This window comes from Adlercreutzia equolifaciens (assembly GCF_029076695.1).
Lineage (GTDB): Bacteria > Actinomycetota > Coriobacteriia > Coriobacteriales > Eggerthellaceae > Adlercreutzia > Adlercreutzia equolifaciens_A.
Window position 1 is genome coordinate 482,601 of record NZ_JARFIK010000002.1, and the last position, 24,766, is coordinate 507,366.

Annotated in this window: 25 protein-coding genes; all 25 read left to right on the forward strand. The window is 64.2% G+C overall.

The window, feature by feature from the left end:
• Positions 1 to 185 precede the first annotated feature (185 nt).
• Positions 186 to 611 (forward strand): pyridoxamine 5'-phosphate oxidase family protein, encoded by a 426-nt coding sequence (locus PZH32_RS07800; RefSeq protein WP_275207373.1) that lies wholly within the window; start codon positions 186 to 188, stop codon positions 609 to 611.
• Positions 612 to 673: 62 nt separating this feature from the next.
• Positions 674 to 2,104: an alanine/glycine:cation symporter family protein gene (locus PZH32_RS07805; RefSeq protein ID WP_275207374.1), complete on the forward strand. Its 1,431-nt coding sequence runs from the start codon at positions 674 to 676 to the stop codon at positions 2,102 to 2,104.
• Positions 2,105 to 2,290: 186 nt separating this feature from the next.
• Positions 2,291 to 3,715: an alanine/glycine:cation symporter family protein gene (locus tag PZH32_RS07810; protein WP_428994027.1), complete on the forward strand. Its 1,425-nt coding sequence runs from the start codon at positions 2,291 to 2,293 to the stop codon at positions 3,713 to 3,715.
• A gap of 101 nt (positions 3,716 to 3,816) precedes the next feature.
• Entirely contained in the window at positions 3,817 to 5,166 is a 1,350-nt protein-coding gene (locus PZH32_RS07815) for an FAD-dependent oxidoreductase (RefSeq protein ID WP_275207377.1), read from the forward strand.
• The gene (locus PZH32_RS07820) at positions 5,163 to 6,785 is read left to right on the forward strand and encodes an NAD(P)/FAD-dependent oxidoreductase (protein WP_275207378.1); all 1,623 of its coding nucleotides are present in this window, start codon (positions 5,163 to 5,165) and stop codon (positions 6,783 to 6,785) included. Before PZH32_RS07815 ends, PZH32_RS07820 begins: the two co-directional genes overlap by 4 nt.
• Positions 6,782 to 7,477, forward strand: coding sequence for an L-threonylcarbamoyladenylate synthase (locus PZH32_RS07825; protein ID WP_275207380.1), 696 nt, complete (start codon positions 6,782 to 6,784; stop codon positions 7,475 to 7,477). The genes PZH32_RS07820 and PZH32_RS07825 overlap by 4 nt, the downstream gene beginning before the upstream one ends.
• Positions 7,474 to 8,466: an alpha/beta fold hydrolase gene (locus tag PZH32_RS07830; protein WP_275207382.1), complete on the forward strand. Its 993-nt coding sequence runs from the start codon at positions 7,474 to 7,476 to the stop codon at positions 8,464 to 8,466. The genes PZH32_RS07825 and PZH32_RS07830 overlap by 4 nt, the downstream gene beginning before the upstream one ends.
• Positions 8,463 to 9,953 (forward strand): glycerol kinase GlpK, encoded by a 1,491-nt coding sequence (glpK, locus tag PZH32_RS07835; protein ID WP_275207384.1) that lies wholly within the window; start codon positions 8,463 to 8,465, stop codon positions 9,951 to 9,953. The genes PZH32_RS07830 and glpK overlap by 4 nt, the downstream gene beginning before the upstream one ends.
• Before the next feature lie 83 nt (positions 9,954 to 10,036).
• Positions 10,037 to 10,471, forward strand: a complete 435-nt coding sequence (rpiB, locus tag PZH32_RS07840) for a ribose 5-phosphate isomerase B (RefSeq protein WP_275207385.1) — start codon at positions 10,037 to 10,039, stop codon at positions 10,469 to 10,471.
• Positions 10,472 to 10,537: 66 nt separating this feature from the next.
• Entirely contained in the window at positions 10,538 to 11,794 is a 1,257-nt protein-coding gene (glyA, locus tag PZH32_RS07845; RefSeq protein WP_275207387.1) for a serine hydroxymethyltransferase, read from the forward strand.
• A 40-nt stretch (positions 11,795 to 11,834) separates the two neighbouring features.
• Positions 11,835 to 12,473: a uracil phosphoribosyltransferase gene (upp, locus tag PZH32_RS07850; protein WP_275207388.1), complete on the forward strand. Its 639-nt coding sequence runs from the start codon at positions 11,835 to 11,837 to the stop codon at positions 12,471 to 12,473.
• Between the two features lie 289 nt (positions 12,474 to 12,762).
• Positions 12,763 to 13,236, forward strand: a complete 474-nt coding sequence (locus PZH32_RS07855; protein WP_275207390.1) for a deoxycytidylate deaminase — start codon at positions 12,763 to 12,765, stop codon at positions 13,234 to 13,236.
• Between the two features lie 264 nt (positions 13,237 to 13,500).
• Entirely contained in the window at positions 13,501 to 13,782 is a 282-nt protein-coding gene (locus tag PZH32_RS07860) for a hypothetical protein (RefSeq protein WP_275207391.1), read from the forward strand.
• A gap of 19 nt (positions 13,783 to 13,801) precedes the next feature.
• Positions 13,802 to 14,575 (forward strand): F0F1 ATP synthase subunit A, encoded by a 774-nt coding sequence (gene atpB, locus PZH32_RS07865; protein ID WP_275207393.1) that lies wholly within the window; start codon positions 13,802 to 13,804, stop codon positions 14,573 to 14,575.
• A 103-nt stretch (positions 14,576 to 14,678) separates the two neighbouring features.
• A complete protein-coding gene (gene atpE / locus PZH32_RS07870; RefSeq protein ID WP_275207394.1) occupies positions 14,679 to 14,897 on the forward strand; it encodes an ATP synthase F0 subunit C in 219 nt (72 codons plus the stop codon).
• A 55-nt stretch (positions 14,898 to 14,952) separates the two neighbouring features.
• The gene (atpF, locus tag PZH32_RS07875) at positions 14,953 to 15,567 is read left to right on the forward strand and encodes a F0F1 ATP synthase subunit B (protein ID WP_275207395.1); all 615 of its coding nucleotides are present in this window, start codon (positions 14,953 to 14,955) and stop codon (positions 15,565 to 15,567) included.
• Positions 15,557 to 16,135, forward strand: coding sequence for an ATP synthase F1 subunit delta (gene atpH / locus PZH32_RS07880; RefSeq protein ID WP_275207396.1), 579 nt, complete (start codon positions 15,557 to 15,559; stop codon positions 16,133 to 16,135). The genes atpF and atpH overlap by 11 nt, the downstream gene beginning before the upstream one ends.
• Positions 16,129 to 17,700 (forward strand): F0F1 ATP synthase subunit alpha, encoded by a 1,572-nt coding sequence (gene atpA / locus PZH32_RS07885; protein WP_275207397.1) that lies wholly within the window; start codon positions 16,129 to 16,131, stop codon positions 17,698 to 17,700. Before atpH ends, atpA begins: the two co-directional genes overlap by 7 nt.
• Positions 17,701 to 17,712: 12 nt before the next feature.
• The gene (atpG, locus tag PZH32_RS07890) at positions 17,713 to 18,642 is read left to right on the forward strand and encodes an ATP synthase F1 subunit gamma (protein WP_275207398.1); all 930 of its coding nucleotides are present in this window, start codon (positions 17,713 to 17,715) and stop codon (positions 18,640 to 18,642) included.
• Positions 18,643 to 20,088: a F0F1 ATP synthase subunit beta gene (gene atpD / locus PZH32_RS07895; RefSeq protein WP_275207399.1), complete on the forward strand. Its 1,446-nt coding sequence runs from the start codon at positions 18,643 to 18,645 to the stop codon at positions 20,086 to 20,088. It begins immediately after the preceding gene.
• Complete coding sequence (locus PZH32_RS07900) at positions 20,088 to 20,519, forward strand: F0F1 ATP synthase subunit epsilon (RefSeq protein ID WP_275207400.1); 432 nt, start codon at positions 20,088 to 20,090, stop codon at positions 20,517 to 20,519. The genes atpD and PZH32_RS07900 overlap by 1 nt, the downstream gene beginning before the upstream one ends.
• A 367-nt stretch (positions 20,520 to 20,886) precedes the next feature.
• Positions 20,887 to 21,783, forward strand: a complete 897-nt coding sequence (locus PZH32_RS07905) for an energy-coupling factor transporter transmembrane component T (protein WP_275207401.1) — start codon at positions 20,887 to 20,889, stop codon at positions 21,781 to 21,783.
• The gene (locus PZH32_RS07910; protein ID WP_275207403.1) at positions 21,756 to 23,696 is read left to right on the forward strand and encodes an ABC transporter ATP-binding protein; all 1,941 of its coding nucleotides are present in this window, start codon (positions 21,756 to 21,758) and stop codon (positions 23,694 to 23,696) included. Before PZH32_RS07905 ends, PZH32_RS07910 begins: the two co-directional genes overlap by 28 nt.
• Positions 23,693 to 24,400, forward strand: coding sequence for an ECF transporter S component (locus tag PZH32_RS07915; RefSeq protein ID WP_275207404.1), 708 nt, complete (start codon positions 23,693 to 23,695; stop codon positions 24,398 to 24,400). Before PZH32_RS07910 ends, PZH32_RS07915 begins: the two co-directional genes overlap by 4 nt.
• A gap of 66 nt (positions 24,401 to 24,466) precedes the next feature.
• Positions 24,467 to 24,763: a type II toxin-antitoxin system RelB/DinJ family antitoxin gene (locus PZH32_RS07920; RefSeq protein ID WP_275207405.1), complete on the forward strand. Its 297-nt coding sequence runs from the start codon at positions 24,467 to 24,469 to the stop codon at positions 24,761 to 24,763.
• Positions 24,764 to 24,766 lie beyond the last annotated feature (3 nt).

Genomic DNA, 24,766 nt, shown 5'->3' on the forward strand with positions numbered 1-24,766 from the left:
AAAAGCATGAAGGAGCGCAGCGCCCGAGCGAAGCGAGTCAGCGGAGCGGCGCGTGCCCGCGGAGGGCTCCCGCCCGGCACTGCGGAGGAGCAAAGCGACCTCCGCAGAAAAGAAGCAACTAGATAGGAAGCCCCGGCTCCGCGGAGGAGCGAAGCGACCGCCGCGCAACAAAGAAAGGACTCAGAATGAACGGCATCGAAACCATCGTAGACTACCTTACCAGCGTCCCCGCCTGGTACCTGGCCACCGTGGAGGAAACGCCCGAGGGGGCAAAGCCGCACGTGCGCCCCTTCAGCTTCGCCGCCATCCAGGACGGCGAGATCCAGTTCTGCACCGCCACCACCAAGGACGTCTACCGCGAGATGCAGGCCAACCCGCAGGTAGAGTTGACCGCCTGGAAGCCCGGTAGCGGCTGGGTCATCATGCGCGGCAAGGCGAACCTGGAGGACCGCGCCAACGCCCAGGTGCGCCAGGAAGGCTTCGAGCACATGGTGGGTCTGGGAGAGGCCTGGGAAAGCGCCGACGACGAGCGCCTCACCTTCTTCACCATCGACGACGCCGAAGCCTGGATCTGCGACATCGACGGCTCCTGGAACCCCGTAGCTTGGTAACCACTTGTCAAGAATTGACGGCGAGGGGAGCGGTCCGAGCGAAGTAGGGTACAATCCTCTCCATGATTGAATTACTTAACACCATAGACTCGTTCGTGTGGGGCCCGGTCATGATTGCCTTTCTGCTGGGCACCCACATCTACCTGACCTTCCGCACCGGCTTCATCCAGCGCAAGCTGCCGAAGGCCATCCGCATGTCCATCAAAAGCGACCCGGACGGCAAAGGCGATATCTCCAGCTTCGGCGCCCTGGCCACGGCCTTGGCGGCTACTATCGGCACCGGCTCCATCGTGGGCGTGGCCACGGCCATTTTGGCCGGCGGCCCCGGCGCGGTGTTCTGGATGTGGATTGCCGGCATCTTCGGCATTGCCACCAAGTACGTGGAAACCTACGCGGCGGTAAAGTACCGTGTGCGCGATAAGTCCGGGGCCATGATGGGCGGCGCCATGTTCGTGTGGAAGCGCGCCTTCGCCCGCAAGGACGGCTCGGTGCCCTGGTGGGCCACGCTGGGTGCGGTGGCCTTCGCGGGCTTCGCCGTTATCGCCACTATCGGCACGGGCTCCGCGGTGCAGGCGGCAGCTATCTCCGGTATTGTCACGTCTTCCATTCCCGTGATTCCCGCCTGGGTCGTGGCCATCATCATTGTGGCCGCGGTAGCAGCTGTCATCTTCGGCGGCGTGCGCTCTATTGCGCGGGTGTGCGAGTGGCTCGTGCCCATTATGGCGGGTGCCTATGCCCTGGGCTGCGTGGTTATCATCATCATGAACGGCACCGTGCTGGGCGATGCCCTGGGTCTTATCGTGGAATGCGCCTTTACTCCTAAGGCCGCTTTCGGTGGTGCTGTGGGGTCGGGCCTGATGATGGCGCTGCAGTACGGCTGCGCCCGCGGTCTGTTCTCCAACGAGTCGGGTTTGGGCACGGCTCCCATTGTGGCGGCGGCGGCCAAGATGCGCAATCCGGCCGAGCAGGCGCTTATCTCCATGACCGGCGCCTTCTGGTCCACCGTGGTCATCTGCGCGCTGACGGGCATTGTGCTCGTGTCCACCATGATCATGAACCCGGACATCCAAGAGCAAATCCTCGCTAATCCCTCCATCTTTACCGGCGCGGCCCTGGCTTCGGCGGCCTTTGCGGAAATCCCGTACCTGGGCACGCCCATTCTGGTGCTGGGCATGTGCTCGTTCGCCTACTCCACCATCCTGGGCTGGAGCTACTACGGCAACCGCTGCGTGGCCTACCTGTTCGGCTCCAAGGGCATCAAGCCCTACCAGATAGTGTACGTGGCTGTGGCGTTTTTGGGCGCTATCGGCGTGGGCGATGTGGTGTGGACCATCTCGGATATCGGCAACGCCCTTATGGCCATTCCGAACATCATCGCCATCTTGCTGCTGTCGGGCATGATTGCCCGCGAGACGAAGCATTTCGTCTACGAGGACCATCTTGACGAAGTGGCCGACGAGCCCGTGCCGCTGACGAAGGGGCCGCAGTTCTAGGGCGTCTGCCCGCTGAGCCGAGCCCGTTCACTGGTATTTCTCCTATTGTTAACAAAAACGCTCATCTTCTCTGCCTATAATGCGGATACTTTAGTGCGTTAAAGTGCTCCCAGCGGCGCAGCCGGTATCGGGGGACGCTGCGGCGCCAAGCTGCAAGCCTCATGGGAGAGGAGAACCGCTTTGGATATGCTGGTCGATATCATCAACAGCATCGACGGCTTTGTGTGGGGTCCGCCGATGCTCATCCTGCTTCTGGGATCGCATTTGTACCTGACCTTCCGCACCGGCTTCATTCAGCGCAAGCTGCCCACGGCCATCAAGCTGTCGGTGACGAAGGACCCGGATGCCCCCGGCGACATCAGCCAGTTCGGCGCCTTGTGCACGGCGCTGTCCGCCACTATCGGTACGGGCAACATCGTCGGCGTGGGCACGGCCATTATCGCCGGCGGCCCGGGCGCGGTGTTCTGGATGTGGATTACCGGCGTGTTCGGCATTGCCACCAAGTACTCCGAGACCTTCGCCGCGGTGAAGTACCGCGTCAAGGACCACAACGGCAACATGCTCGGCGGCGCCATGTACGCCTGGAAGCGCGCCTTCAAGGACAAGAACGGCAACACGCCGTGGTGGGCGCTGCTCGGCGCCGGCGCTTTCGCCCTGTTCGCCGCCGTGGCCTCCTTCGGCATCGGCTCGGCGGTGCAGTCCTCCGCCATGACCGAGGTTATCTCCACCAACCTGCCCGGCGTGCCTGCCTGGGGCATCGGCCTGGCCATTGTCATCATGGTGTCCGTGGTTATCTTCGGCGGCGTGAAGGTTATCTCCAGCGTGTGCGAGAAGCTGGTGCCGTTCATGGCCCTGGCCTACATCTGGGGCTGCGTGGTTATCCTGGGCATGAACTGGGAGCTGATCTGGCCGGCCTTCTGCCTCATTGTCGAGAGCGCCTTCACGGCGAAGGCCGCCTTCGGCGGTGCCCTGGGCTCGGGCCTCATGCTGGCCCTGCAGTTCGGCTGCGCCCGCGGCCTGTTCTCCAACGAGTCCGGCCTGGGCTCGGCGCCCATCGTGGCCTCGGCGGCCGCGACGCGCAACCCGGCCCGTCAGGCCCTGGTGTCCATGACCGGTACGTTCTGGGATACGGTGATCATCTGCCTGCTCACGGGCTTGGTGCTGGTGTCCACCATGCTGGGCAACGCTGAGCTGCAGGCCGAGATCATGGCCGGCAACATTTCCGCCGGCGCGGCTCTGTCCAGCGCGGCCTTTGCCAGCATTCCCTACATTGGCACGCCCATCCTGGTGCTGGGCATGATCCTGTTCGCCTACTCCACCATCTTGGGTTGGAGCTACTACGGCAACCGCTGCGTCACCTACCTGTTCGGCAAGCGCGCCATCCGCCCCTATCAGGTGCTCTACGTGATCGTGGCCTTCCTGGGCGCCATCGGCGTGGGCGAAGTGGTGTGGACGGTGTCCGACATCACCAACGCTCTTATGGCCATCCCCAACATCATCATGGTGCTGGCGCTTTCGGGTCTCATTGCCCGCGAGACGCGCCATTACGTCTATGAGGGCCATCTCGACGAGCGCGACGAAACCCCCATCCCGCAGCTGGAAAACAAGTAATCGGTTCCGAACGGCCTGGCGGGGCAAGCGAACCTGTGGGTTTGGCATAACGAACACGAGCGACTCTCTTCGGAGGGTCGCTTTTCTTTTATACTGGGGGCATGAAAACCATTGCAATCATAGGTGGCGGCGCGGCGGGCCTGACGGCGGCTATTGCGGCCGCTGAGGCGGCTCGCAAGGCGACGGAGGCCCCGGGTCCGGCACCCGTTTCCGTCACGGTGTACGAGGCCTCCGACCGCGTGGGCCGCTCCATTCTGGCCACGGGCAACGGCCGCTGCAACTTCTCCAACGCGGTTATCGAGCCGGAGCTTTACCGCAACGGTGCCCATGTGGCGGCGGCGTTGGAGGTGCTGGAGGCCCAGGCCGCTGGCGTGGAGCCATCTGGCGTGTCCTCGACCTCGGAGGCGCTCTCGGTGCTGCCCGGCGGTCCCAACGCGGTGCTCTCGTTCTTCGCCGAAAGCGGCCTGGTGTGGCGCGAAGAGGGGGAGGGCCGCCTGTATCCCTTGGCTAACAAGGCCACTTCGGTGCTCGACTGCCTGCGGGCGCGCCTTGAAGCTGCGGGAGTAAATCTGGTGTGCGACAGCGCCGTGGAGGCGATAGAGGCCCCTGGTGAGCGCTGTGCGCGGTTCACGCTCCGTTTGGCCGACGGGCGCTTTGAGCGAGCCGATGCCGTGATAGTGGCGGTGGGCGGCCGCGTGGCCCCGCGTCTTTTGCCCGCGGGCCTTCCTTTCGTAAAGACGGCTCTCACGCTGGGGCCCTTGGCCGTGAAGTCTCCCTATCCGCGGCAGCTGGACAACATTCGCGTGCGCGGCGCCCTGGAGCTGTGGCGGGGCACATCGCTGGTGGCACGGGAGCGCGGCGAAGTGATGTTTCGCAAGTACGGCGTCTCGGGCATTGCGGCGTTCAACCTGAGTCGTCTGGCCCAGCCGGGCGACGAGCTGGCAGTGGATTTCCTGCCTGTGGTGGCCGGGGCTGAGGCGTTCGCGTTTCTCGCGGAGCGCGCCTGTGCCCTGAGCGCGGTACTGGACCATCCCGCCACCTGGGACGATGTTCTGCGCGGCATGGTGCTGGCCCCAGTGGCCGAGGTGCTGCTGAAAGCGGCCTCGGTGCGGGGCGAACAGGTGGTCAGCGCCGTGGGCGCTTCCGATAGCGCGGACGGAGGCGCGGCGTCCTCCGATGTTGCGGCCGTGGCGGCCGTGCTCAAGGGGCTGCGGCTGCCCGTGACAGGCATCGGCGACGAGCGCCAGTGCCAGGTGCATCGCGGCGGCGTGGCCGTGGAGGCGCTGGACGCAGCCACGGGTCGGGTACGCGCGGTGCCCGGACTGTTCGTGGCGGGTGAGGCGGCTGATGTGGACGCCCCCTGCGGCGGTTACAACCTGCACTGGGCCTGGGCCTCGGGGCTCTTGGCCGGTCGCGGAGCGGCGGCTGTGATAGAGGGAGCGCATTCATGATTCAGGTGTCCAACATCCCCGTGTCGCTCGATGCGCTTCTGCCCGAAAACGAGGCGCTTTTTCGACGCGAAGTGGCCCGTGCCCTGAAGCTGTCAGCGAGCCAGGTGAAAAGCTTAAGGCTGCTGAAGCGCTCCATTGACGCGCGTAAGAAGTCGAACGTCCATGGGGTGGTGACCGTGGCGGTCGCCTTGGCCGAGGGTGCAGTTCCCATGCCCCGCAAGGGCGTGACGGTGAAGCCCTACGAGCCGACGGCTCCGCTGACGGTTCCCCGGGTGGAAGCGTCCGAGCTGCGTCCTGTGGTGGTGGGCATGGGCCCTGCGGGATTGTTCTGCGCGCTGTATCTGGCCCGCGCCGGTCTGCGGCCCCTGGTGGTCGAGCGCGGCGCCGATGTGGATGCCCGCACACGGGCGGTGGACGCCTTCGCCGCGGGCGGTCCCCTCGACGCCGTTACCAACATCCAATTCGGCGAAGGGGGAGCCGGCACGTTTTCCGACGGAAAGTTGGGCACGGGCATCAAGAGCCCCCATATTCGCCACGTGCTGGAGGCCTTCGTAGAGGCGGGGGCGCCTGAGGACATTCTGGTCGATGCGAAGCCCCATATTGGCACCGACTTGCTGGTGGAGGTAGTTCGCCACCTGCGCGAGGCCATCCAAGAGGCCGGCGGCGAGGTGCGCTTCCTCACGCGCCTGGTCGACGTGGAGGTGGAGGAAGGTGCTGTAGTCGGTGTCGTGCTCAAAGACGAGCGCACGGGGGCTACCGAGACGGTGGCCACGGATCGCGTGGTGCTGGCCTGCGGGCATTCCGCCCGCGACACCTTTCAGCTGGTGTCGAAGGCGGGGGTGGTGCTCGAGCGCAAGCCCTTCGCCGTGGGCGTGCGCATCGAGCATCCCCAGGCGCTGATCAACCGGGCCCAGTACGGGCCGTCCGCTGCGCACCCGGCTTTGGGCGCGGCCGACTACAAGCTGGCGGTGAAGACCCATGATGGCCGCGGGGTCTATACCTTCTGCATGTGTCCCGGTGGGGAGGTGGTGGCCGCGGCCAGCGAGGCCGGCGGTGTGTGCGTGAACGGCATGAGCCGCCATGCTCGTGCGGGCAAGAACGCAAATAGCGCCCTGTTGGTGGAGGTGCGTCCCGACGACCTGCCCGGGAACGACCCCTTGGAGGGTGTGGCCTTCCAGCGTCAGTGGGAGCATGCCGCGTTCGACCTGGGCGGTTTCAGCTATTTGGCCCCAGCCCAGACGGTGAAGCAGTTCCGCGCCGGCAAAGCGGGCGCCGCCAGCACGGAGGTGAAACCCACCTATCCGCGGGGCGTGGTCTGGGCCGACCTGCACCAGTGCCTGCCGCCGTTTGTGACCGACGCCCTGGAGGAGGCCTTCCCCCTGCTCGATCGCAAGCTGGCCGGCTTCGCCCATCCCCAGGCGGTGATGACGGGCATCGAGGCTCGCAGCTCGAGCCCCGTGCGCCTTGTGCGCGACGAGGGATTCCAGACGAATATTGCCGGGCTCTACCCCTGCGGTGAGGGCGGCGGCTATGCCGGCGGCATCACCAGCGCGGCCGTGGACGGTCTGCGCGTGGCCGAGGCCATTGTGGGGGAGTGCCAGAAGGGGGAGGCGCGATGAAGCGGCTTTCCTTGGCCGAGGCGACGGACTGCCTGGACCGCGGCGAGGCCGTGGTGCTGCCGACGGACACGGTGTACGGCGTGGGGGTGGCCGTTGAGGCGGCCCCCGGCCCTCAGCGGTTGTTCGAGGCCAAGCATCGTCCCGCCGACAAGCCGGTGGCGTGGCTCGTGGCCAGTCCCGACGACCTTGAGCGTTACGGTAAGGCCGTGCCCGCCTACGCCCGACGGTTGGCCGAGGCCTTCTGGCCCGGTGCGCTGACGTTGGTGGTGCGCGCCTCGGCGGCGGTGCCCCTCGCCTTCCAGTCACAAGCGGGCACCATCGGCTTGCGCATGCCCGCTTCCCCCGAGGCCTTGGCGCTTATTCGGGCGGCCGGATGTCCCTTGGCCGTCACCTCGGCCAATCCTTCCGGCGCTTTGGCGCCAGTTCGCTTCGAAGACCTCGATTCGGCCCTGGTGGACGCCACGGCGGGGGTCTTCGTGCCAGAGCCTGCGGCCAAGGGGCAACCAAGCGATGGGATGTCGCTGGCAAGCGCTGTCGAAGCGCCTGCGGGCCCCGCAGCCCACGGTTGCGCGACAGACGCCGCGGGATCGCCCGAGGCCGCTTCCACGGTGCTAGACTGCACCGCGGACGCCCCGCGCCTCTTGCGCGCCGGGGCTCTTTCGTTTGACTTGGTGAAAGGAGTGCTCCTATGACAGAGGCTCAGGAAGCGGTGGGACGGACGGAATTCGAGTTTCCCTCCGCCGACGGCACGAGCGCGGTGCACGGCGTGCTCTGGGTGCCGCTGGCCATGGAGCGTTTGGAGGGCAGCCCCGACCAGCTGGGTCTGTTCCGCCCGCGCGGCGTGGTGCAGCTGGTCCACGGTATGGCCGAGCATATCAGCCGCTACGATGATTTCGCCCGTTTTCTGGCTTCCCAGGGATTCCTGGTGGGCGGCCACGACCACATCGGCCACGGCTCGACGGCGGCTACGGCTATCGATCGCGGCGTGGTAGATGCGGACACGGGCGCTCAGGCCATGATCAAGGACGTGCAGCAGATGCGCCTCATGCTTACCCAGCAGGTGGTGCCGGGCACGTCCTATTTCCTGTTCGGCCACTCCATGGGCTCGCTGGTGGTGCGCAGCTACCTGCCCCAGTACGGCGAAGGACTCACGGGCGCTATCATCTGCGGCACGGCCAACGAGTCCACGGTGGTGTCGGCGGCCGGCAACCAGCTGGCGCGCCTCATTGCCCGCGTGCGCGGCAACGATTACAAGAGCGAGCTGCTGCACAGCCTGGCCGATGGCGCCTATAGCCGCGCCATTAAGGATGCCCGCACGCCCTTCGACTGGCTCTCCCGCGATCCGCAGGTGGCCGACGAGTTCATGGCCGACGAGACCACAGGCTTCATGTTCGGCGCCGGCGCCTACGCCACCCTGACCGAGCTGGCCCACCGCGCCGCCAGCCCGAAGACCCTGGCCGCCACCCCGCACGCCCTGCCGCTGCTCTACATAGCCGGCGAGGCCGATCCCGTAGGAAAGTGCGGCAAGGGCGTCGCCAAAGCCGCCGAGGCCATGGAGCAGGCGGGAGCCGAGGACGTCACCCTCAAACTCTATCCCGCCATGCGCCACGAAATCCTCAACGAATACGGCAAAGAAGACGTCTACCGCTACATCCTCGACTGGGTAGAGGCGCGTGCATGAAGAAGTACGTAATCGCCCTCGATCAAGGCACCACCTCATCGCGCGCCATGCTCATCGACCGAGCCGGCAGGGCCGTCGGTTCCGTGCAGCGCCCCTTCGCACAGCTGTACCCGCAGCCCGGTTGGGTCGAGCACGATCCGCACGACATCCTGTCCTCGCAGCTGGGCGCGCTCACCGAGCTGCTGCTCACCTACAGCGTCAGCCCCGAGGACATCGACGCCATCGGCATCACCAACCAGCGCGAGACCACGGTGGTGTGGGACCGCGCTACCGGCGAGCCCATCTGCAACGCCATTGTGTGGCAGTGCCGGCGCACCGCGCCCATGATCGAGGCGCTGACTGCCGACCCGGTGGTGGCGGAGGAGATCACGGCGCGCACGGGGCTTATTCCCGATGCCTACTTCTCGGCCAGCAAGATCGCCTGGATTTTGGGCGAGGTGCCCGGCGCGCGCGAACGGGCCGAGCGCGGCGAGCTGGCCTTTGGCACCGTGGACAGCTGGCTTATCTGGAAGCTCACCTACGGGGCGGTCCATGCCACCGATGTGACGAACGCCAGCCGCACCATGCTCTTCAACATCCACGAGGGCTGCTGGGATCCGTACCTGCTGGAACTCTTCGGCATTCCCGCATCGCTGCTGCCCGAGGTACGGCCCTCGGCGGGCTGCTTCGGTACCACGGCGAACCCCGGCCTTGTCCAGGGCATCCCCATTGCCGGGGTGGCGGGCGACCAGCAGGCGGCCCTGTTCGGCCAGTGCTGCTTCGACCCGGGCCAGGCGAAGAACACCTACGGCACCGGCTGCTTCCTGCTTATGAACACCGGTCACGAGGCCTGCCGCACGCGCAACGGACTCATCACCACGGTGGCCGCGTCGGCCCCTGGTACCGAGGGGCTCGAGTACGCCCTGGAAGGTAGCGTCTTTGTGGCCGGGGCCCTTATCCAGTGGCTCCGCGACGAACTGGGCATCATCGAGAACGTGACCGAGACCGATGCCATCGCCCGCAGCGTGCCCAGCACCGACGGCGTCTATGTGGTGCCGGCCTTCACGGGGCTAGGGGCGCCCTACTGGGACGCCGAGGCCCGCGGGGCCATTCTGGGGCTCACTCGCGGCACGGGCCGCGCCCATATTGTGCGGGCGTCCCTGGAGGCCCTGGCCTACCAGGTGTGCGATTTGGTGCACGCCATGAACGAGGACTCCTCGGTGCCGCTGACCACGCTCAACGTGGACGGGGGAGCGGCCACCAACAACTTCCTCATGCAGTTCCAGGCCGATATGCTAGGCTGCCCGCTGCGCCGTCCGGCCAACGCGGAGACCACGGCCCTGGGCGCGGCGTTTCTGGCCGGCTTGGCCACGGGTTTCTGGCCCGACGTGCAGGCCCTGCGCGCGTTGCGGGAAGGGGAGGAGCGCTTCCTGCCCACCTTCGATGAGGCCCAACGGTCACGCCGCATCGACGGATGGCACGAGGCCGTCGCCCGCGTGCGCAGTTAGTGCATCTTGGAGAAACCTCGCCCGCGGGGCCGCGCGCTGCGCCTACAATGGGCGAGACGAAAACTTCGCGAGAAGGAGCACCCATGCGCATCAGCATTGGAAGCGATCACGCCGGCTTCGAGCAGAAGCAGGCCCTGGTTGATTACTTGGTGGGGAAGGGCTACGACGTCATCGACCGCGGCCCCGATTCCGACGACCGCGTCGACTACCCCGATTTCGCCGTTCCCGTGGCCCAGGACGTGGCCGACGGCGCCGTCGACTACGGCGTGCTCGTGTGCGGCACGGGCATTGGCATGGCCATGGCCGCCGACAAGGTGCCTGGCATCCGCGCCGCCAACATCATCACTCCCGAGTTCGCCGCCCTGTGCCGCGAGCACAACGACGCCAACGTCATCACCCTGTCCGGCCGCTTCGTGGCTCTTGAGGACAACGAGCGCATTCTGGACACGTTCCTGTCCACGGATTTCGGCGGCGGTCGCCACGCCGGCCGTGTCGAAAAGATTATGAGTCTTGACTAGTTCCGTCGGCTCTGACTTCCTTGAGCGAACCTGTGAAAGAGAAAATTGTCGAATGATTGGAGAGAAATGGCTCTTGAGTTTCTAGCAGCGGAGGATCCGCAGGTAACTGAGTGCTTGCGTGAGGAATTGGCGCGTCAGCGCGGCTCGGTGGAGCTTATCGCGTCCGAGAACTTCACCTCGCGGGCGGTCATGGAGGCCGTGGGCAGCGTGCTTACCAACAAGTACGCCGAGGGCTACCCCGGCAAGCGCTACTACGGCGGCTGCGAGAAAGTGGACATGGTGGAGGATCTGGCCCGCGATCGCGCCTGCCAGCTCTACGGTGCGAAGTGCGCCAACGTGCAGCCCCATTCCGGCGCCAGCGCGAACTTCGGCGCGTACCTCTCCATCATCGAGCCCGGCGACACGGTGCTCGGCATGAGCCTTGATCACGGCGGCCACCTCACCCACGGCAGCCCCGTGAACTTCTCCGGCCTGCTCTACAACATCGTTTCCTATGGTGTGGATCCGGAAACCGAGACTATCGATTACGACGCGCTGGAGCGCCTGGCCAAGGAAGTGCGTCCGAAGGTCATCGTGGGCGGCGCCAGCGCCTACCCGCGCTTCATCGACTTCGAGCGCATGGGCGCCATCGCCCGCGAGGTGGGCGCCTATCTCATGATCGATATGGCCCATATCGCCGGCCTGGTGGCTGCCGACCTGCATCCCAATCCGGTGCCCCATGCCGATATTGTCACGTCCACCAGCCACAAGACCCTGCGCGGCCCGCGCGGCGGCTTCATCCTCACCAACAACGAGGAGCTGGGCGCGAAGATCAACAAGGCCATCTTCCCCGGCGCCCAGGGCGGCCCGCTCATGCACGTCATCGCCGGCAAGGCCGTGGCCTTCGGCGAGGCTTTGAAGCCCGACTACCGCACCTACATGGAGGCCGTGGTGGAGAACGCCCGCACTCTGGGCCAGGGCATGACCGATGGCGGCCTGCGCCTGGTGTCCGGCGGCACCGACAACCATCTGTGCCTGGTGGACCTCACGGCCTCCGACATCACCGGCAAGGACGCCGAGAAGCTGCTGGAGTCCGTGGGCCTGACGGTGAACAAGAACTCCATCCCCAACGAGCAGCGTTCGCCCTTCGTCACCAGCGGCATCCGCGTCGGCTCTGCCGCCGCCACCACCCGCGGCTTCACCGCCGAGGACTTCTACGAGGTGGGTCAGCTCATCGCCACCACGGTCTTCAACGCCGACAACGAGGCCAAGTTGGCCGACGTCCGCAAGAAGGTGGACGCCATGCTGGAAGCCCACCCCTTGTACCCCGGACTGGAATACTAGTAGAATCGCAGCAAGGGAAGAGCGTTCGGAAAGGAAAGCTATGAACAACGACCGAGTAGTCGTCCTCGACCATCCTATCGTGCAGCACAAGCTGTCGATTCTGCGCGACAAGCACACCCCCTCGAACGAGTTCCGCGACATCGTCAGCGAGCTGTCGCTGTTCGAGACCTATGAGGCCACGCGCGACCTGCCGCTCACGAACGTCTTCATCCACACGCCCATCGCGCCCTTCGACGCCAAGCAGATCACTGGCCGCAAGGTGGCCTTCGTGCCCATCCTGCGCGCGGGCCTCGGTATGGTGGACGGCGCGCTGGAGGTCATTCCCACGGCTCGCGTGGGCCATCTGGGCATGCAGCGCAACGAGGAAACCCACGAGCCGGAAAGCTACTACGACAAGCTGCCCCGCGACATTGCCAGCCGCCGCGTCTACGTGCTCGATCCCATGCTGGCCACGGGCGGCTCTGCCGCTGCGGCCATCGAGTACCTGCGCGAAGCCGGCGTCACGGGCACTATCCGCTTTCTGTGCATCGTAGCCGCCCCCGAGGGCATCGAGCGCTTGCTGGCCGCCGACGACGACCTCGTCGTCTACGCCTGCGCCGTGGACGAGGGCCTCAACGAAAACGCCTACATCGTCCCCGGCCTCGGCGACGCCGGCGACCGCATCTTCGGCACCGAGTAGTTCGTTCTTGTTTCTTGTTCAGAAGAGCAGCGGCGCTCGGCCGGGACCCCCGAAGGGCACCGTCTGAACACCAAAAAGAAAAAGCGACCGAAGGTCGCCCAGTAAATGCATGAGGGAGCGCAGCGCACGAGGCCGCAGGCCGAGCAGCGGAGCGGCGCGTGCCCGGAGCGGGGTCGCGGCCGAGTGCCGCGGACAGCAAGAGCAGTCAGGCAAGCCAGAGCAAGCGCAAGCGAAGCGAGCGCGAGCAATCAGAATGCAGCAATGAAAGGCAAGAAAGGCAGGGAGCTAGGTGACGAATCCGGATAACCGTCCCAGTTGGGACGAGTACTTCATGAAGATGGCCAACGACGTGGCCACCCGCACCACCTGCCTGCGCCGCGGGGTAGGGGCCGTCATCGTGAAGGACCGACGCATTCTGGCCACGGGCTACAACGGCGTGCCCACGGGCTTGGCTCATTGTTCGGAGACGGGGTGCCTGCGCGAGCAGCTGGGAGTGCCCAGCGGTCAGCGTCACGAGATTTGCCGCGGGCTGCACGCCGAGCAGAACGCCATCATTCAGGCGGCCCGCTACGGCATCGACATTGCCGGCTCCACCATCTATGTGAATACGCAGCCCTGCGTGGTGTGCGCGAAGATGCTCATCAATGCCGGCATCACCGAGATTGTGTACCAGAACCCGTACCCCGACGAGCTCTCCCAGCAGATGCTTGCCGAGTCGGGCATTCTCGTGCGCGAGTACACGGGGGAGAAGGAAGCGGAGTAGGGGAGAGCGCGGGCTCGCAACTGCCAAAGGCTTTATCGCAGAGGGGCTGTCGCTATTGACGGAGCGACAGCCCCTCTGTGCTGCCAGTATGTCAAAAATTGTGCAGTTGCAAAATTTTCCCAGATCAGAGCGCGTCCAACCACGTGAAGTTTTCACCGCTCACCAATTAAAGTTCAGTTCTTGACCCCTTTTGTCACGAAGCCGTTATTATACGTAGCGGTTTATTGGGTTTACGGCGCGAAAGCGCCCAAACGAAAGCAGGTTATGGCAGGAGCAATCGCACTGGGGGCATTGGCTGGAGTAGTGGGATTCATCCCGCTCATGGTTGGCCTGCACCTTACGAAGTACGCCACGGCAACGAGCAACTTCGGACACATGAGCATTCTCATCATCGCACTCATTGTCTCGTTCGCCCTGATGTTCGCCTTTGCCTTTGTCTGCATCACGTTTGCCCGCGATTTTGCGATGCCCTTCGTTCTCGCGGAAGCCGTAGCCCTGTCGGTCGTTGCCATTGCCTTTGGCATTGTCCGGCTGGTTAGGAAATAACAAGAGGAAAGGTAGATACGTGGACGCTCTTGCACTGCTCTCCGAGGAAGTGCCTCATCTTAAGGCATCTTTCGATCCCACGATCGTGTTCGGCGGCATGACCCAGTACATCCTGTGGATGGTCATCTGCTGGCTCATCACCTTGGCCATCATCATGGTGGTGGCGAACAAGCTGACGCTGATCCCCTCCAACAAGTTCGTCAACATGGTTGAGTACGGCTATCAGTTCGTGCGCAACGACATGGGCGAGGGCATCATCGGCGCGGGCTTCAAGAAGCACGTGCCCTTCCTGGCCACCATGTTCTTCTTCATTCTGGTGTCCAACTTCGTCGGCCTTATTCCCGGCTGCAAGACGCCTACCGGCACCATCTCGGTTACCTGGGCGCTGGCCACCATCTCCTTCATCTACTTCAACTTCTGGGGCATCAAGGCCAAGGGCGGCATCGGCTACCTGAAGTCGCTGGCCCCCTCCGGCCTGCCCGTGGTGATGGTTCCCATCATCTGGTTCCTGGAGCTGTTCTCCACCATCATCCGCTGGCTCACCCTGGCCGTCCGACTCTACGGCAACATGTTCGCCGGCCACATGGTGCTCGGCATCTTCGCCCTGGCGTCCTCTGTGTTCCTGACGGTGGGCATCCAGTCCTTCGATGTCGTCACCGGCGTCATCACCATTCCCTGGTTCCTGCTGCTCGTGGCCATGTACGCCCTCGAGACGCTGGTTGCCTTCCTGCAGGCCTACGTGTTCACCGTGCTCAGCTCGGTGTACATCCAGCTGGCCACCTCTGCCCACTAGGGCATCCCACCCCATTCGGGTTTACCCGGTCTTTCCACGGCCGGTAGCCATATCGTCTAAAGGATTTTGAGAAACCGCTCGAAATCGTCCAAAGGAGGAAACTGTGGAAACTACCATCATTCTTGCCGCTCTGAAGGTTGTCGGCTACGGCCTGGGCGCCATCGGCCCTGGCATCGGCATCGGCATTGCCTGCTACGGCTGCTGCGTGGGTACCGCCCGCCAGCCCGAGCTGCAGGGCCGTCTGTTCACCAACTTCATTCTTGGTGCCGCCCTGGCCGAGGCTCTTGCCCTCATCGGCTTCGTGCTCGCCTTCATCATGTAACTTTCTGGTCTTATTCGGTTCATCTTGCCGCAAAAGGCTAGAAGGAGGTTTGCACGTGAAAACAAGAGCGAAAAAAGCAGTTGCGCAGATCACCGCTGGTGCTCTGGCCCTCAACGCTGCTTTTCCTGCGCTCGCGTTTGCCTCTGGTGACGAGGAAGCGACCGGTGGCATTGCCGCTATCCTTCCCGATCCGTTGGAATTCGTGCCCATGCTCATCGCCTTCATTATCCTTTGGATTGTATTGGCGAAGTTCGGTTGGCCCATGTTCAACGGTATGCTGGAGAAGCGCGAGACGACCATTCGGGAGGCCCTGAAGAAGTCGGAGGAAGCGCAGATCGAAAGCGAGCGCGTACTGGCTGAGTACAAGAAGCAGCTGGCTGATGCCAAGGCTCAGTCCACGCAGATCATTGCGGATGCCCGTGCCGTCGGTGAAGCCGTGAAGGCCGACATCACCGCCCAGGCCCAAAGCGAGGCTTCCGACATGATCGCCAAGGCGCGTCTGGCCATCGAGGCCGAGAAGAAGCAGGCCATTGCCGAGCTTCAGTCCTCGATTGCCGATACGTCGGTGGACGTGGCCTCGCGTCTCATCGGGGAGGATCTCTCCGAGAGCGAGCATCGTGCCGTCATCGAGCGCTATATCAAAGAGGCGGGTAGTTTCAATGGCAACTAATCGTCTTGTCGTTAAAGAGGAAGTCGCGGTTTTCGCATCGGTGCTGTTCGACAGCGCCAACGAAGCCGGCGGTCAAGAGGCAGTGCTGGCGGTTCGCGAGCAGCTCGGCGAGATCATTCGTCTGATGCGCTCCGACCTCGAGCTCACCTTGAGCCTGTCGAATTCCGACTACACGCCCGAGCAGCGTCGCAACCTGGTGGAGTCGGTGTTCGCCGACTGCCATCTGGCCCTGCGCGAGGTCATGGCTGTCATGGCCGAGCGCGGCCAGGCCGACCTGCTGCCCCGCGTGTACGAGGGTTTCTGCGACCAGATCGGCTCCAAGCTGGGTCTGTGCGTGGTCGACGTGGTGACCGCTGTTTCCCTCGACGATGAGCTGCGCCAACTCATTATTGCAAAAGCAGAGGCTGACCTGGGCAAGAAGGCGGTGCTGCGCGAGCGCATCGACAAGTCTATCTTGGGCGGCATCATCATGGACGTGAACGGGAACTACATTGACGCGAGCATGATCTCGCAGCTCAACCGTGCCCGCCACGTCCTCAAAGACACATCAGATGGAGGTGAATGCTAGTGACTGAAATCACCGCACAGTCCATTGACGCCGCTTTGAAGAAGCAGCTCGAGGCGCTCAACGTCAGCGTTGAGTCCCGCGAGGTCGGTACGGTCATCCAGGTCGGCGACGGTATTGCTCGCGTCGACGGCCTCCGTGATGCCATGGCCGGCGAGCTGCTCGAGTTCGTCGGGGAGGGCGGCAAGACCGTGTACGGTCTGGCCCAGAACCTCGAGGAGGACGAGGTCGGCGCCGTGCTTCTTGGTGACGTCACCGCAATCAAGGAAAACGACCAGGTCCGCACGACCGGTCGTATCGTGGAGGTTCCCGCCGGCAAGGCCATGCTCGGCCGTGTTGTGAACCCGCTGGGCCAGCCGATCGACGGCAAGGGCCCCATCAAGGCCGAGGGCACGCGCCCCGTGGAGTTCAAGGCTCCCGGCGTTATCTCCCGTCAGCCCGTAGACGAGCCCATGCAGACCGGTATCCTGGCCATCGACTCGATGGTGCCCATCGGACGCGGCCAGCGCGAGCTCATCATCGGCGACCGTCAGACGGGTAAGACCGCTATCGCCATCGACGCCATCATCAACCAGAAGGACACTGACATGATCTGCATCTATGTTGCGATCGGTCAGAAGGCCTCCACGGTTGCCGGCGTGGTGGAGACCCTCGAGCGCCATGGCGCCATGAAGAACACCATCATCGTGGCCGCTACCGCTTCGGACTCCGCTCCGCTGCAGTACATCGCCCCCATGGCCGGTGCTGCCATGGGCGAGTACTTCGTCTACAACGGCGAGGACGGCAAGCTCGCCTCCGCCGAGAACCGCGGTCGCGCCGTGCTCATCGTCTACGATGACCTGTCCAAGCAGGCTGTGGCCTACCGCCAGATGTCGCTGACCCTGCGTCGTCCTCCGGGACGCGAGGCCTACCCGGGCGACGTGTTCTACCTGCACTCCCGTCTGCTGGAGCGCGCGGTGAAGATGTCGGACGAGAACGGCGGCGGCTCCATGACGGCTCTGCCCATCATCGAGACCCAGGCCGGCGACGTGTCCGCCTACATTCCCACCAACGTGATCTCCATTACCGACGGTCAGATCTTCCTGCAGACCGACCTGTTCTTCCAGGGCCAGCGCCCCGCTGTCGACGTAGGCATCTCGGTGTCCCGCGTTGGCGGTTCCGCGCAGATCAAGGCCATGAAGCAGGTGGCCGGCTCCCTGCGTCTGGACCTGGCGTCCTACCGCGAGCTGCAGGCCTTTACCCAGTTCGGTTCCGACCTGGACAAGGCTACCCAGGATCAGCTGACCCGCGGTTCGCACATGACCGAGCTTCTGAAGCAGGGTCGCTACAACCCGATGCCCGTGGCCGAGCAGGTCATCGCCATCTTCGCCGGTAACGAGGGCTTCCTCGACGATCTGCCGCTCAACGCGGTGGTGCGCTTCCGCACCGAGCTTCTGGACAGCCTGCGTGCTTCCAAGCCCGAGATCATCAACGCCATCAACACCGAGAAGAAGCTGACCGACGAGATCGAGACCAACTTGAAGGCTGCCATCGCCGCTTTCAAGCAGTCCTTCGACGCCACGGCGTAAGGCAGGTAGACCATGCCCAACTTACATGACATCGAACGGCGCATCAAATCCGTCTCCTCGACGAAGCAGATCACGCGCACCATGGAAATGGTCGCTGCTGCTAAGATTCGCCGTGCCTCCGAGCGCGTGGAAAACGCGCTGCCTTGGGCGGTCGCCATCTCAGACATGCTCATCAACACGGCGAAGTACGCTCATCTGGACAATGAGCCGCTGCTGCAGGTCCATGACGAGGTGCGCCGCGTGCTTATCGTGGCCATCACCTCCGACCGCGGCCTGGCCGGCGGTTTCAACACCAATGTGCTTCGCTACGTGGAAAAGCTCATGAAGGAGAAGCAGCGCGCGGGCGCCGAGGTAGAGGTTGCGGCCTGTGGCAAGAAGGCCATCGGCTACTTCACCTACCGTAAGGTGGAGCCGGTGTTCTCCTTCGCGGGATACTCCGCCGACCCTGAGTTCTCTCAGGCGGCCGAGCTTTCCAGCTACGTGATGAAGGCTTACGCCGAGGGCCAGCTCGACGAGGTGTTCGTGGTGTACAACCACGCGAAGAACGCCGCCGAGCAGACCCTGGTGGAGCAGCAGGTGCTGCCGGTGAAGGAGGAATCCTACGCCGACCTGCTGGGCCTCACGGCCAAGGAGGAGGATATCTTCAAGTCCTTCCGCGAGAGGGACGATTCCTCGATCCCGGGCGATATCGACTTCGAGCCGAGCACGGAGTCGGTCATGTCCTACATGATGAACGCCTACCTGAACAACGCGTTTTACTACGCGATGCTCGATTCGGCAGCGGGCGAACAAGGCGCTCGCCGCAACGCGATGAAATCGGCTACCGATAACGCGAACGAGATGGTCTCGACGCTGGAGCGCGTGTACAACACCGTGCGCCAGGGTGCTATTACCACCGAGATCACCGAGATCGTGGGCGGTGCCGCAGCTTTGGAGGATTAAATGGCTGATAACACTTCTACTGAAGCGGCCAAGGGAGGCGCCGTCGGACGCATCGTCCGTATCGTCGGCGCTGTTGTAGACGTGGAGTTCCCGGCAGACGCCATGCCGGCCATCTACAACGCCCTTACCGTGAAGGCACAAACCCCCTCGGGCGAAGTGTCCACCGTGCTCGAGGTGCAGACGCACCTCCCCGGCGACATCGTCCGTACCGTGGCCATGACGTCGACCGACGGTATGGTGCGCGGCCTGGAGGCCACCGACACCGGTGCCCCCATCATGATGCCCGTGGGTCAGGCGACCCTGGGCCGCATCTGGAACGTGCTCGGCGAGCCCGTGGACGGCAAGCCCATGCCCACCGACGTGGAGTGGCGCCCCATCCATCACCCCGCCCCGCCGTTCGACACGCTGGTCACCACCACGGAGACCTTCGAGACCGGCATTAAGGTCGTCGACCTCATCGAGCCCTACGTTAAGGGCGGCAAGACGGGTCTGTTCGGCGGCGCTGGCGTAGGCAAGACCGTGTGTATCCAGGAGCTCATCAACAACCTGGCCCAGGAGCACGGCGGTACCTCCGTGTTCACCGGCGTAGGCGAGCGTACCCGTGAGGGTACCGACCTCTACCTCGAGATGACCGACTCCGGCGTTATCGAGAAGACCTGCCTGGTCTACGGTCAGATGAACGAGCCTCCGGGAGCCCGTCTGCGCGTCGGCCTGGCCGGCCTGACGGAAGCCGAGTACTTCCGTGACCAGGGCCAGGACGTGTTGTTGTTCATCGACAACATCTTCCGCTTCACCCAGGCCGGTTCCGAGGTGTCCGCTCTGCTGGGCCGTATGCCCTCCGCTGTAGGCTATCAGCCTACGCTGGCTACCGAGATGGGCGACCTGCAGGAGCGCATCTGCTCCACGCAGACCGGTTCCATTACGTCGGTGCAGGCCGTGTACGTGCCCGCCGACGACCTGACCGACCCGGCCCCGGCTACCACGTTTACCCACCTGGATGCCAAGACGGTTCTGTCCCGCTCCATTGCCGAGCTGGGCATTTACCCCGCCGTGGATCCGCTGGAGTCCACTTCCCGCGCCCTCGATCCCGAGATCGTCGGCCAGGAGCACTACGACGTGGCCATGGGCGTGCAGCAGATTCTGCAGCAGTACAAGGACCTGCAGGACATCATCGCCATTCTGGGTATGGACGAGCTGTCCGAGGACCAGAAGCTGACGGTTAACCGCGCCCGTAAGGTGCAGAAGTTCCTGGGCCAGCCGTTCCACGTGGCCGAGGTCTTCACGGGCCTGCCCGGCGTGTACGTCAAGGTTGAGGACACCGTGCGCTCCTTCAAGGAGATTCTCGATGGCAAGTGCGACCACATTCCCGAGCAGTGCTTCGTGAACAAGGGCGCCATCGAGCAGGTCTACGAGGCCTACGACGCCATGCAGAAGGAAGGCAACTAATGGCTTCTCTGGGCTGCATGGTGGCTCTTCCCGATCGCGCTCTGTTCCAGGGCGAGATCACCTATGCCGGTATTCCCGGTGCCGATGGCTACTTCGGCGTGCTGCCGGGCCACGAGCTGATGGTGTCCCTCAATCGCGAGGGCGGCGTCCTTACCCTGAAGCAGGGTGAGAACGATACCAAGCAGTTCCTGGTCATGGGCGGGGCCACGTCCGTGCTGGACGACAAGGTCACCGTGCTGGCGCGCTTCGGTACGGCCATCGAGGACATCGACGAGGCCGCGGTGCGTGCCGAGGCCGAGGAATGCCGCAAGGTTATTGCGGATCTTGAGCAGAAGAACGATCCGCAGGATCAGGCCACGCTCGTTACCAACCAGAAGAAGCTGGCTTGGTGCGAGGCGCAGCTGAACCAAGTAAGCGGCGCTGCCGCGTAAGGAAGTACGATCGGCCGCCTGCTTTCGGGTGCGCGGCGGATCGAGAGCTTCCGACCGCTTCGGTGAGGCGATTTCGATCGCTTGCCACTGCTACGAACAGGGGACCCTTCAGGGTCCCCTTTCTTGTGCGCTGGGGAGGGATAGGGCTGGGGCGGCGGGGGAGGCCGGCGAAGTCTGTGGTACCATGGCGGAAACGTATTGGCTTGGGACCGCTGGGCGCTGGGGCGCGCGGCGGGGCGAAGGCTTCGGGAAAGCGGGTGGGAATCCTGCGCTCTCCCAGGAACCGTGAGGCTGCGGCTACCGCTTAGAGCGGGGGCTCGTCGGCCGCAGTCGGAACACCGATCCCGTAAGAAGTCCTGGAAGTGAGATGCTGGTGAGCAACCAGTTCGGTATAAGTGCCTGGCACCCGGCCGTGGCCCTGGGCTATTTTGCAGCGGTGTTGGCCATTGGCTTTGTTGTAGACAATCCGCTGTTTCAGGTGCTGGGCGTTGTCGGCGCTGCGGCGCTATTGCTGGTGCTTGACGGGGTTAGGGCCGCCCGGCTTGTTGCGGGTGCTCTGGGGTTGGCCGTGCTTGTGGCCCTGGTGAATCCCTTGTTCAATACGCGCGGCGAGACAGTGCTGTTTACCTGGTGGGGCGGCCGGCCCTACACGTTGGAAGCGTTGGTGGCGGGCGTTTCGACTGCGCTGATGCTGGCGCAGACTCTGCTTTGGTTTGCCAGCTTGTCCTTGGTGCTGACGCCGGATAAGCTGATGGTGCTCTTCGGCCGCTGGGCTCCTTCGCTGACCCTGGTGCTGACCCTGTCTTTGCGCTTGGTGACGTCTCTGCGACGCAAGGTGGCGCGGGTGGCGCAAGCGCGTGCTGGCGTGGGCTTGGGGGGTGGCGCCTCGTTGGGGCTGCGGGTTCGCGAAGGCGGCCTTGTGCTGGGGTCGGTGACGGCTGCCGCCTTTGAGGACGGAGTGATCACGGCGGATTCCATGAAAAGCCGCGGTTTTGGGCTGCCGGGGCGCACATGCTATCAGGTGGTGAGGTTTCGCGGGGCTGATGGGCTGCTGGCGGGCATTGTTGCTGCGCTAGCGGCGGTAGTGCTGGCAGCTGCAGCTTTGGGGGCCCTGGCGGTGTCGTTCTTTCCTGAGGTGGTTTTCGCGCCCGTTGGTTCCCTGTCGGTGTGTGCGGGTATTTGCTACTGGCTGTTGATTTGCACGCCGCTCGCGTGGCAAGGGGCGGGGGTGATCCGATGGCGCTCTATCGCATCGAGCATCTGACGTTTGCTTATCCAGCGACGGAGACTGGTAGTATGGCGGCCTTGCGGGACGTGACCTTTGAGGTGTCTTCGGGGTCCTTTACCGTGCTGGCGGGTGCTAGCGGCTGCGGGAAGACGACGCTGTTGCGGCTTATGAAGTCGGCTTTGGCGCCCCACGGAGCACTTGAGGGTGGCGTCTTCTTCGACGGCCGTCTGCTCGGGGAGGTGCCAGCGTGTGAGCAAGCGGCGCGCATCGGGTTCGTCATGCAAATCCCCGAGGCCCAGCTGGTGTCGACCACCGTGTGGCATGAATTGGCCTTCGGGTTGGAGAACCTGGGCGTGGCACCGGCCGAGATGCGGCTGCGCGTGGCCGAGATGGCCGGTTTCTTCGGTATCGAACCCTGGTTTCGCCGCTCGGCGGACGAGCTGTCCGGTGGTCAGAAGCAGCTACTGAACTTGGCGGCGGTCATGGCGATGCATCCGGACGTGCTGCTGCTCGATGAACCGACGGCGCAGTTGGATCCTATCGCGGCCTCCGATTTCCTGGGCGCTGTGGCGAAGATCAATCGGGAATTGGGATGCACGGTGGTTATGGCCGAGCACCGCCTAGACGAAGTGTTTCCGCTGGCCGACCAGGTGATTGTGCTGGATGAGGGGCAGCTGGTGGCTCAGGGCGAGCCGCGCCGAGTAACGCAGGCGTTGTGGGAGCAGGGGAGCGCTTTGGCCCCGTCGCTGCCCGCGCCCGCCCAGGTGGCGCTGGCGGTGGAAGGCGACGGTGGTCGGGAGCTCCCGCTGACGGTTCGCGAGGGACGGGGCTGGTTGAGGGACAGGCTGGGTGAGGAGACGCGTAGCGTGGAAGGTGCTGCGATCACTTCACCTGAAAGCTGTTGTGGTGCTTTATCTGCGGAGGCTGCGAACAAAGCGGACACGGACGGCGCCCCCTGTTCGTCTGAACGTCCGAAAGCCGTTCGAGGGCGAAGCGATGCGTCTTCCTGCGATTCGGTCATGCTTGCTGAAGGCGTGAGGACGGCTTCCGACAAAGCAGCACTCGAGCTTACCGATCTCTGGTTTCGCTACGATCGCGAGGAAGGCGATGTCCTGCGCGGGGCTTCGCTAACGGTGCCTGCGGGCTCGCTCTTCGCGCTGATGGGCGGCAATGGGGCTGGAAAGTCGACCTTGCTTCGGCTGGCGACTGGCTCGCTGTGCCCCTATCGCGGCCAGGTGAACGTATTGGGCGCCAAGGTGGGCGGTCGCCGTGGCCGTGCGGTGCCGGGAGTTGCTCTTCTGCCGCAAGATCCCCGCAGTCTTTTTGCCCACGATACGGTGGCGCGAGAACTGGAGGAGATGCGACTGGTTTGGGAGACTGCGAAGGCGCCGGCGGCCGAAGAACCCACGGGGAAGGCCTCTAAGGTGACGTTGATGCTCGGAGGCAAAGTTCTCCGAGAGGCCTCAGAAGCAACATCAGCGCCGAGCGGGGGAGCCGCCTGGGAGGCGTATCGCCAGGCCATCGCAGTCCAGTGCGGCATCGAGAGCCTGATGGAGTCTCATCCCTTCGATTTGTCCGGCGGCGAGCAGCAGCGGGTGGCCCTGGCTAAGGTGCTCCTTGCTCGGCCGCGATTGCTGCTTTTGGACGAGCCGACGAAGAGCCTCGATGGTGCGCGCAAGGAATCGCTGGCGGAGCTTCTGCGCTCATTGACGGCCCAGGGCATCACCGTGCTCATGGTGTCCCACGACGTGGAGTTTTGCGCCCGTCATGCCGATCGCGTGGCCCTGCTGTTCGATGGCGAAATAGTCTCCGAGGGTGCGTCGCTCACGTTCTTCGCCGCCAATAGCTTCTATACCACAGCGGCCAATCGCATGAGTCGCGGCCTGCTGCCTGACTGCATCACGGTAGACGACGTAGTGCGCGGCTGTGGCGAGGGGAGGACTTCGTGAAAGGCGCGCTGGCAGGGGCGCTTGGGCTCTCGGCGCTGATTGTGGCCATGGGGGCGTGGCTGGGGCTCAGCTACTATCTGACCAGCACTCTGGTGGTGCTTTGCGCCCTGGCGCCCTTCTTCGTCGATCTTGAGCGGCGCAAGCCCGAGGCACGTGAATTGGTGGTGCTGGCAACGCTCATTGCCCTCGCCGTGATAGCCCGCGTGGCCTTCGCGCCCATTCCGCATTTCAAGCCCACCATGGCCATCGTGATGATTGCCGGCATGGCCTTCGGGGGCCGCACCGGGTTTTTGGTGGGAGCCGGTGCCATGCTGGTGAGCAACCTGCTGTTCGGCCAGGGGCCGTGGACTCCCTGGCAAATGCTGGCGTTCGGCACCGGCGGTTTGGCGGCAGGAGTGGCAACGGATGCCCTGGTGCGGCGCGGGCTCGTCAAGCGAGGCGCCCTTACCTGGCCGCAGCGCCTCGCGCTGGCGGCGGGTGGATTTCTCCTGGTGGTGTGCGTGGCAGGCCCGCTCCTCGACACCTGCTCGCTCTTCATGATGGTATCCGCTATCACGCCGGCCAGTGCTGTCGCCATCTACCTGGCTGGCCTGCCCATCAACATCATCCACGGCGCCGCCACGTTCCTGACGCTGCTGCTCGTAGCCAATCCGCTCCTGCGCATCCTCAACCGCGTCCGCGTAAAGTACGGGGTGTTGGGGTAAGCGCGATTCCGTAATTGCCTTCTCCGTTGTAATACTTATAATGTACAACAACGAAAGGAGGTCGCTATGGGCGATGCGATGGTGACGGGCCGTGTGGCCGAAAAGAAAAAGCAGCAGGGTCTGAGGGTGTTACAGCGGGAGGGCTTGAACACGTCTCAGGCCATCAACCTTATGTTCGACAGGCTTATCGAAGAAGGCAATGCTGATTTTCTGAGTGCTGAAACGGAAGCGCCCTCTGCTGACCGGTGGCAAGCGGCCGCGCACTTTGTTGATGGTCTTTCGCGAAAGAAAGCGTCTCGTTTCGACACGATGTCCAAAGCAGAAGTTAAGCGGGAGCGCCTTGCTGCGAAGGGGCTGATGTAAGGT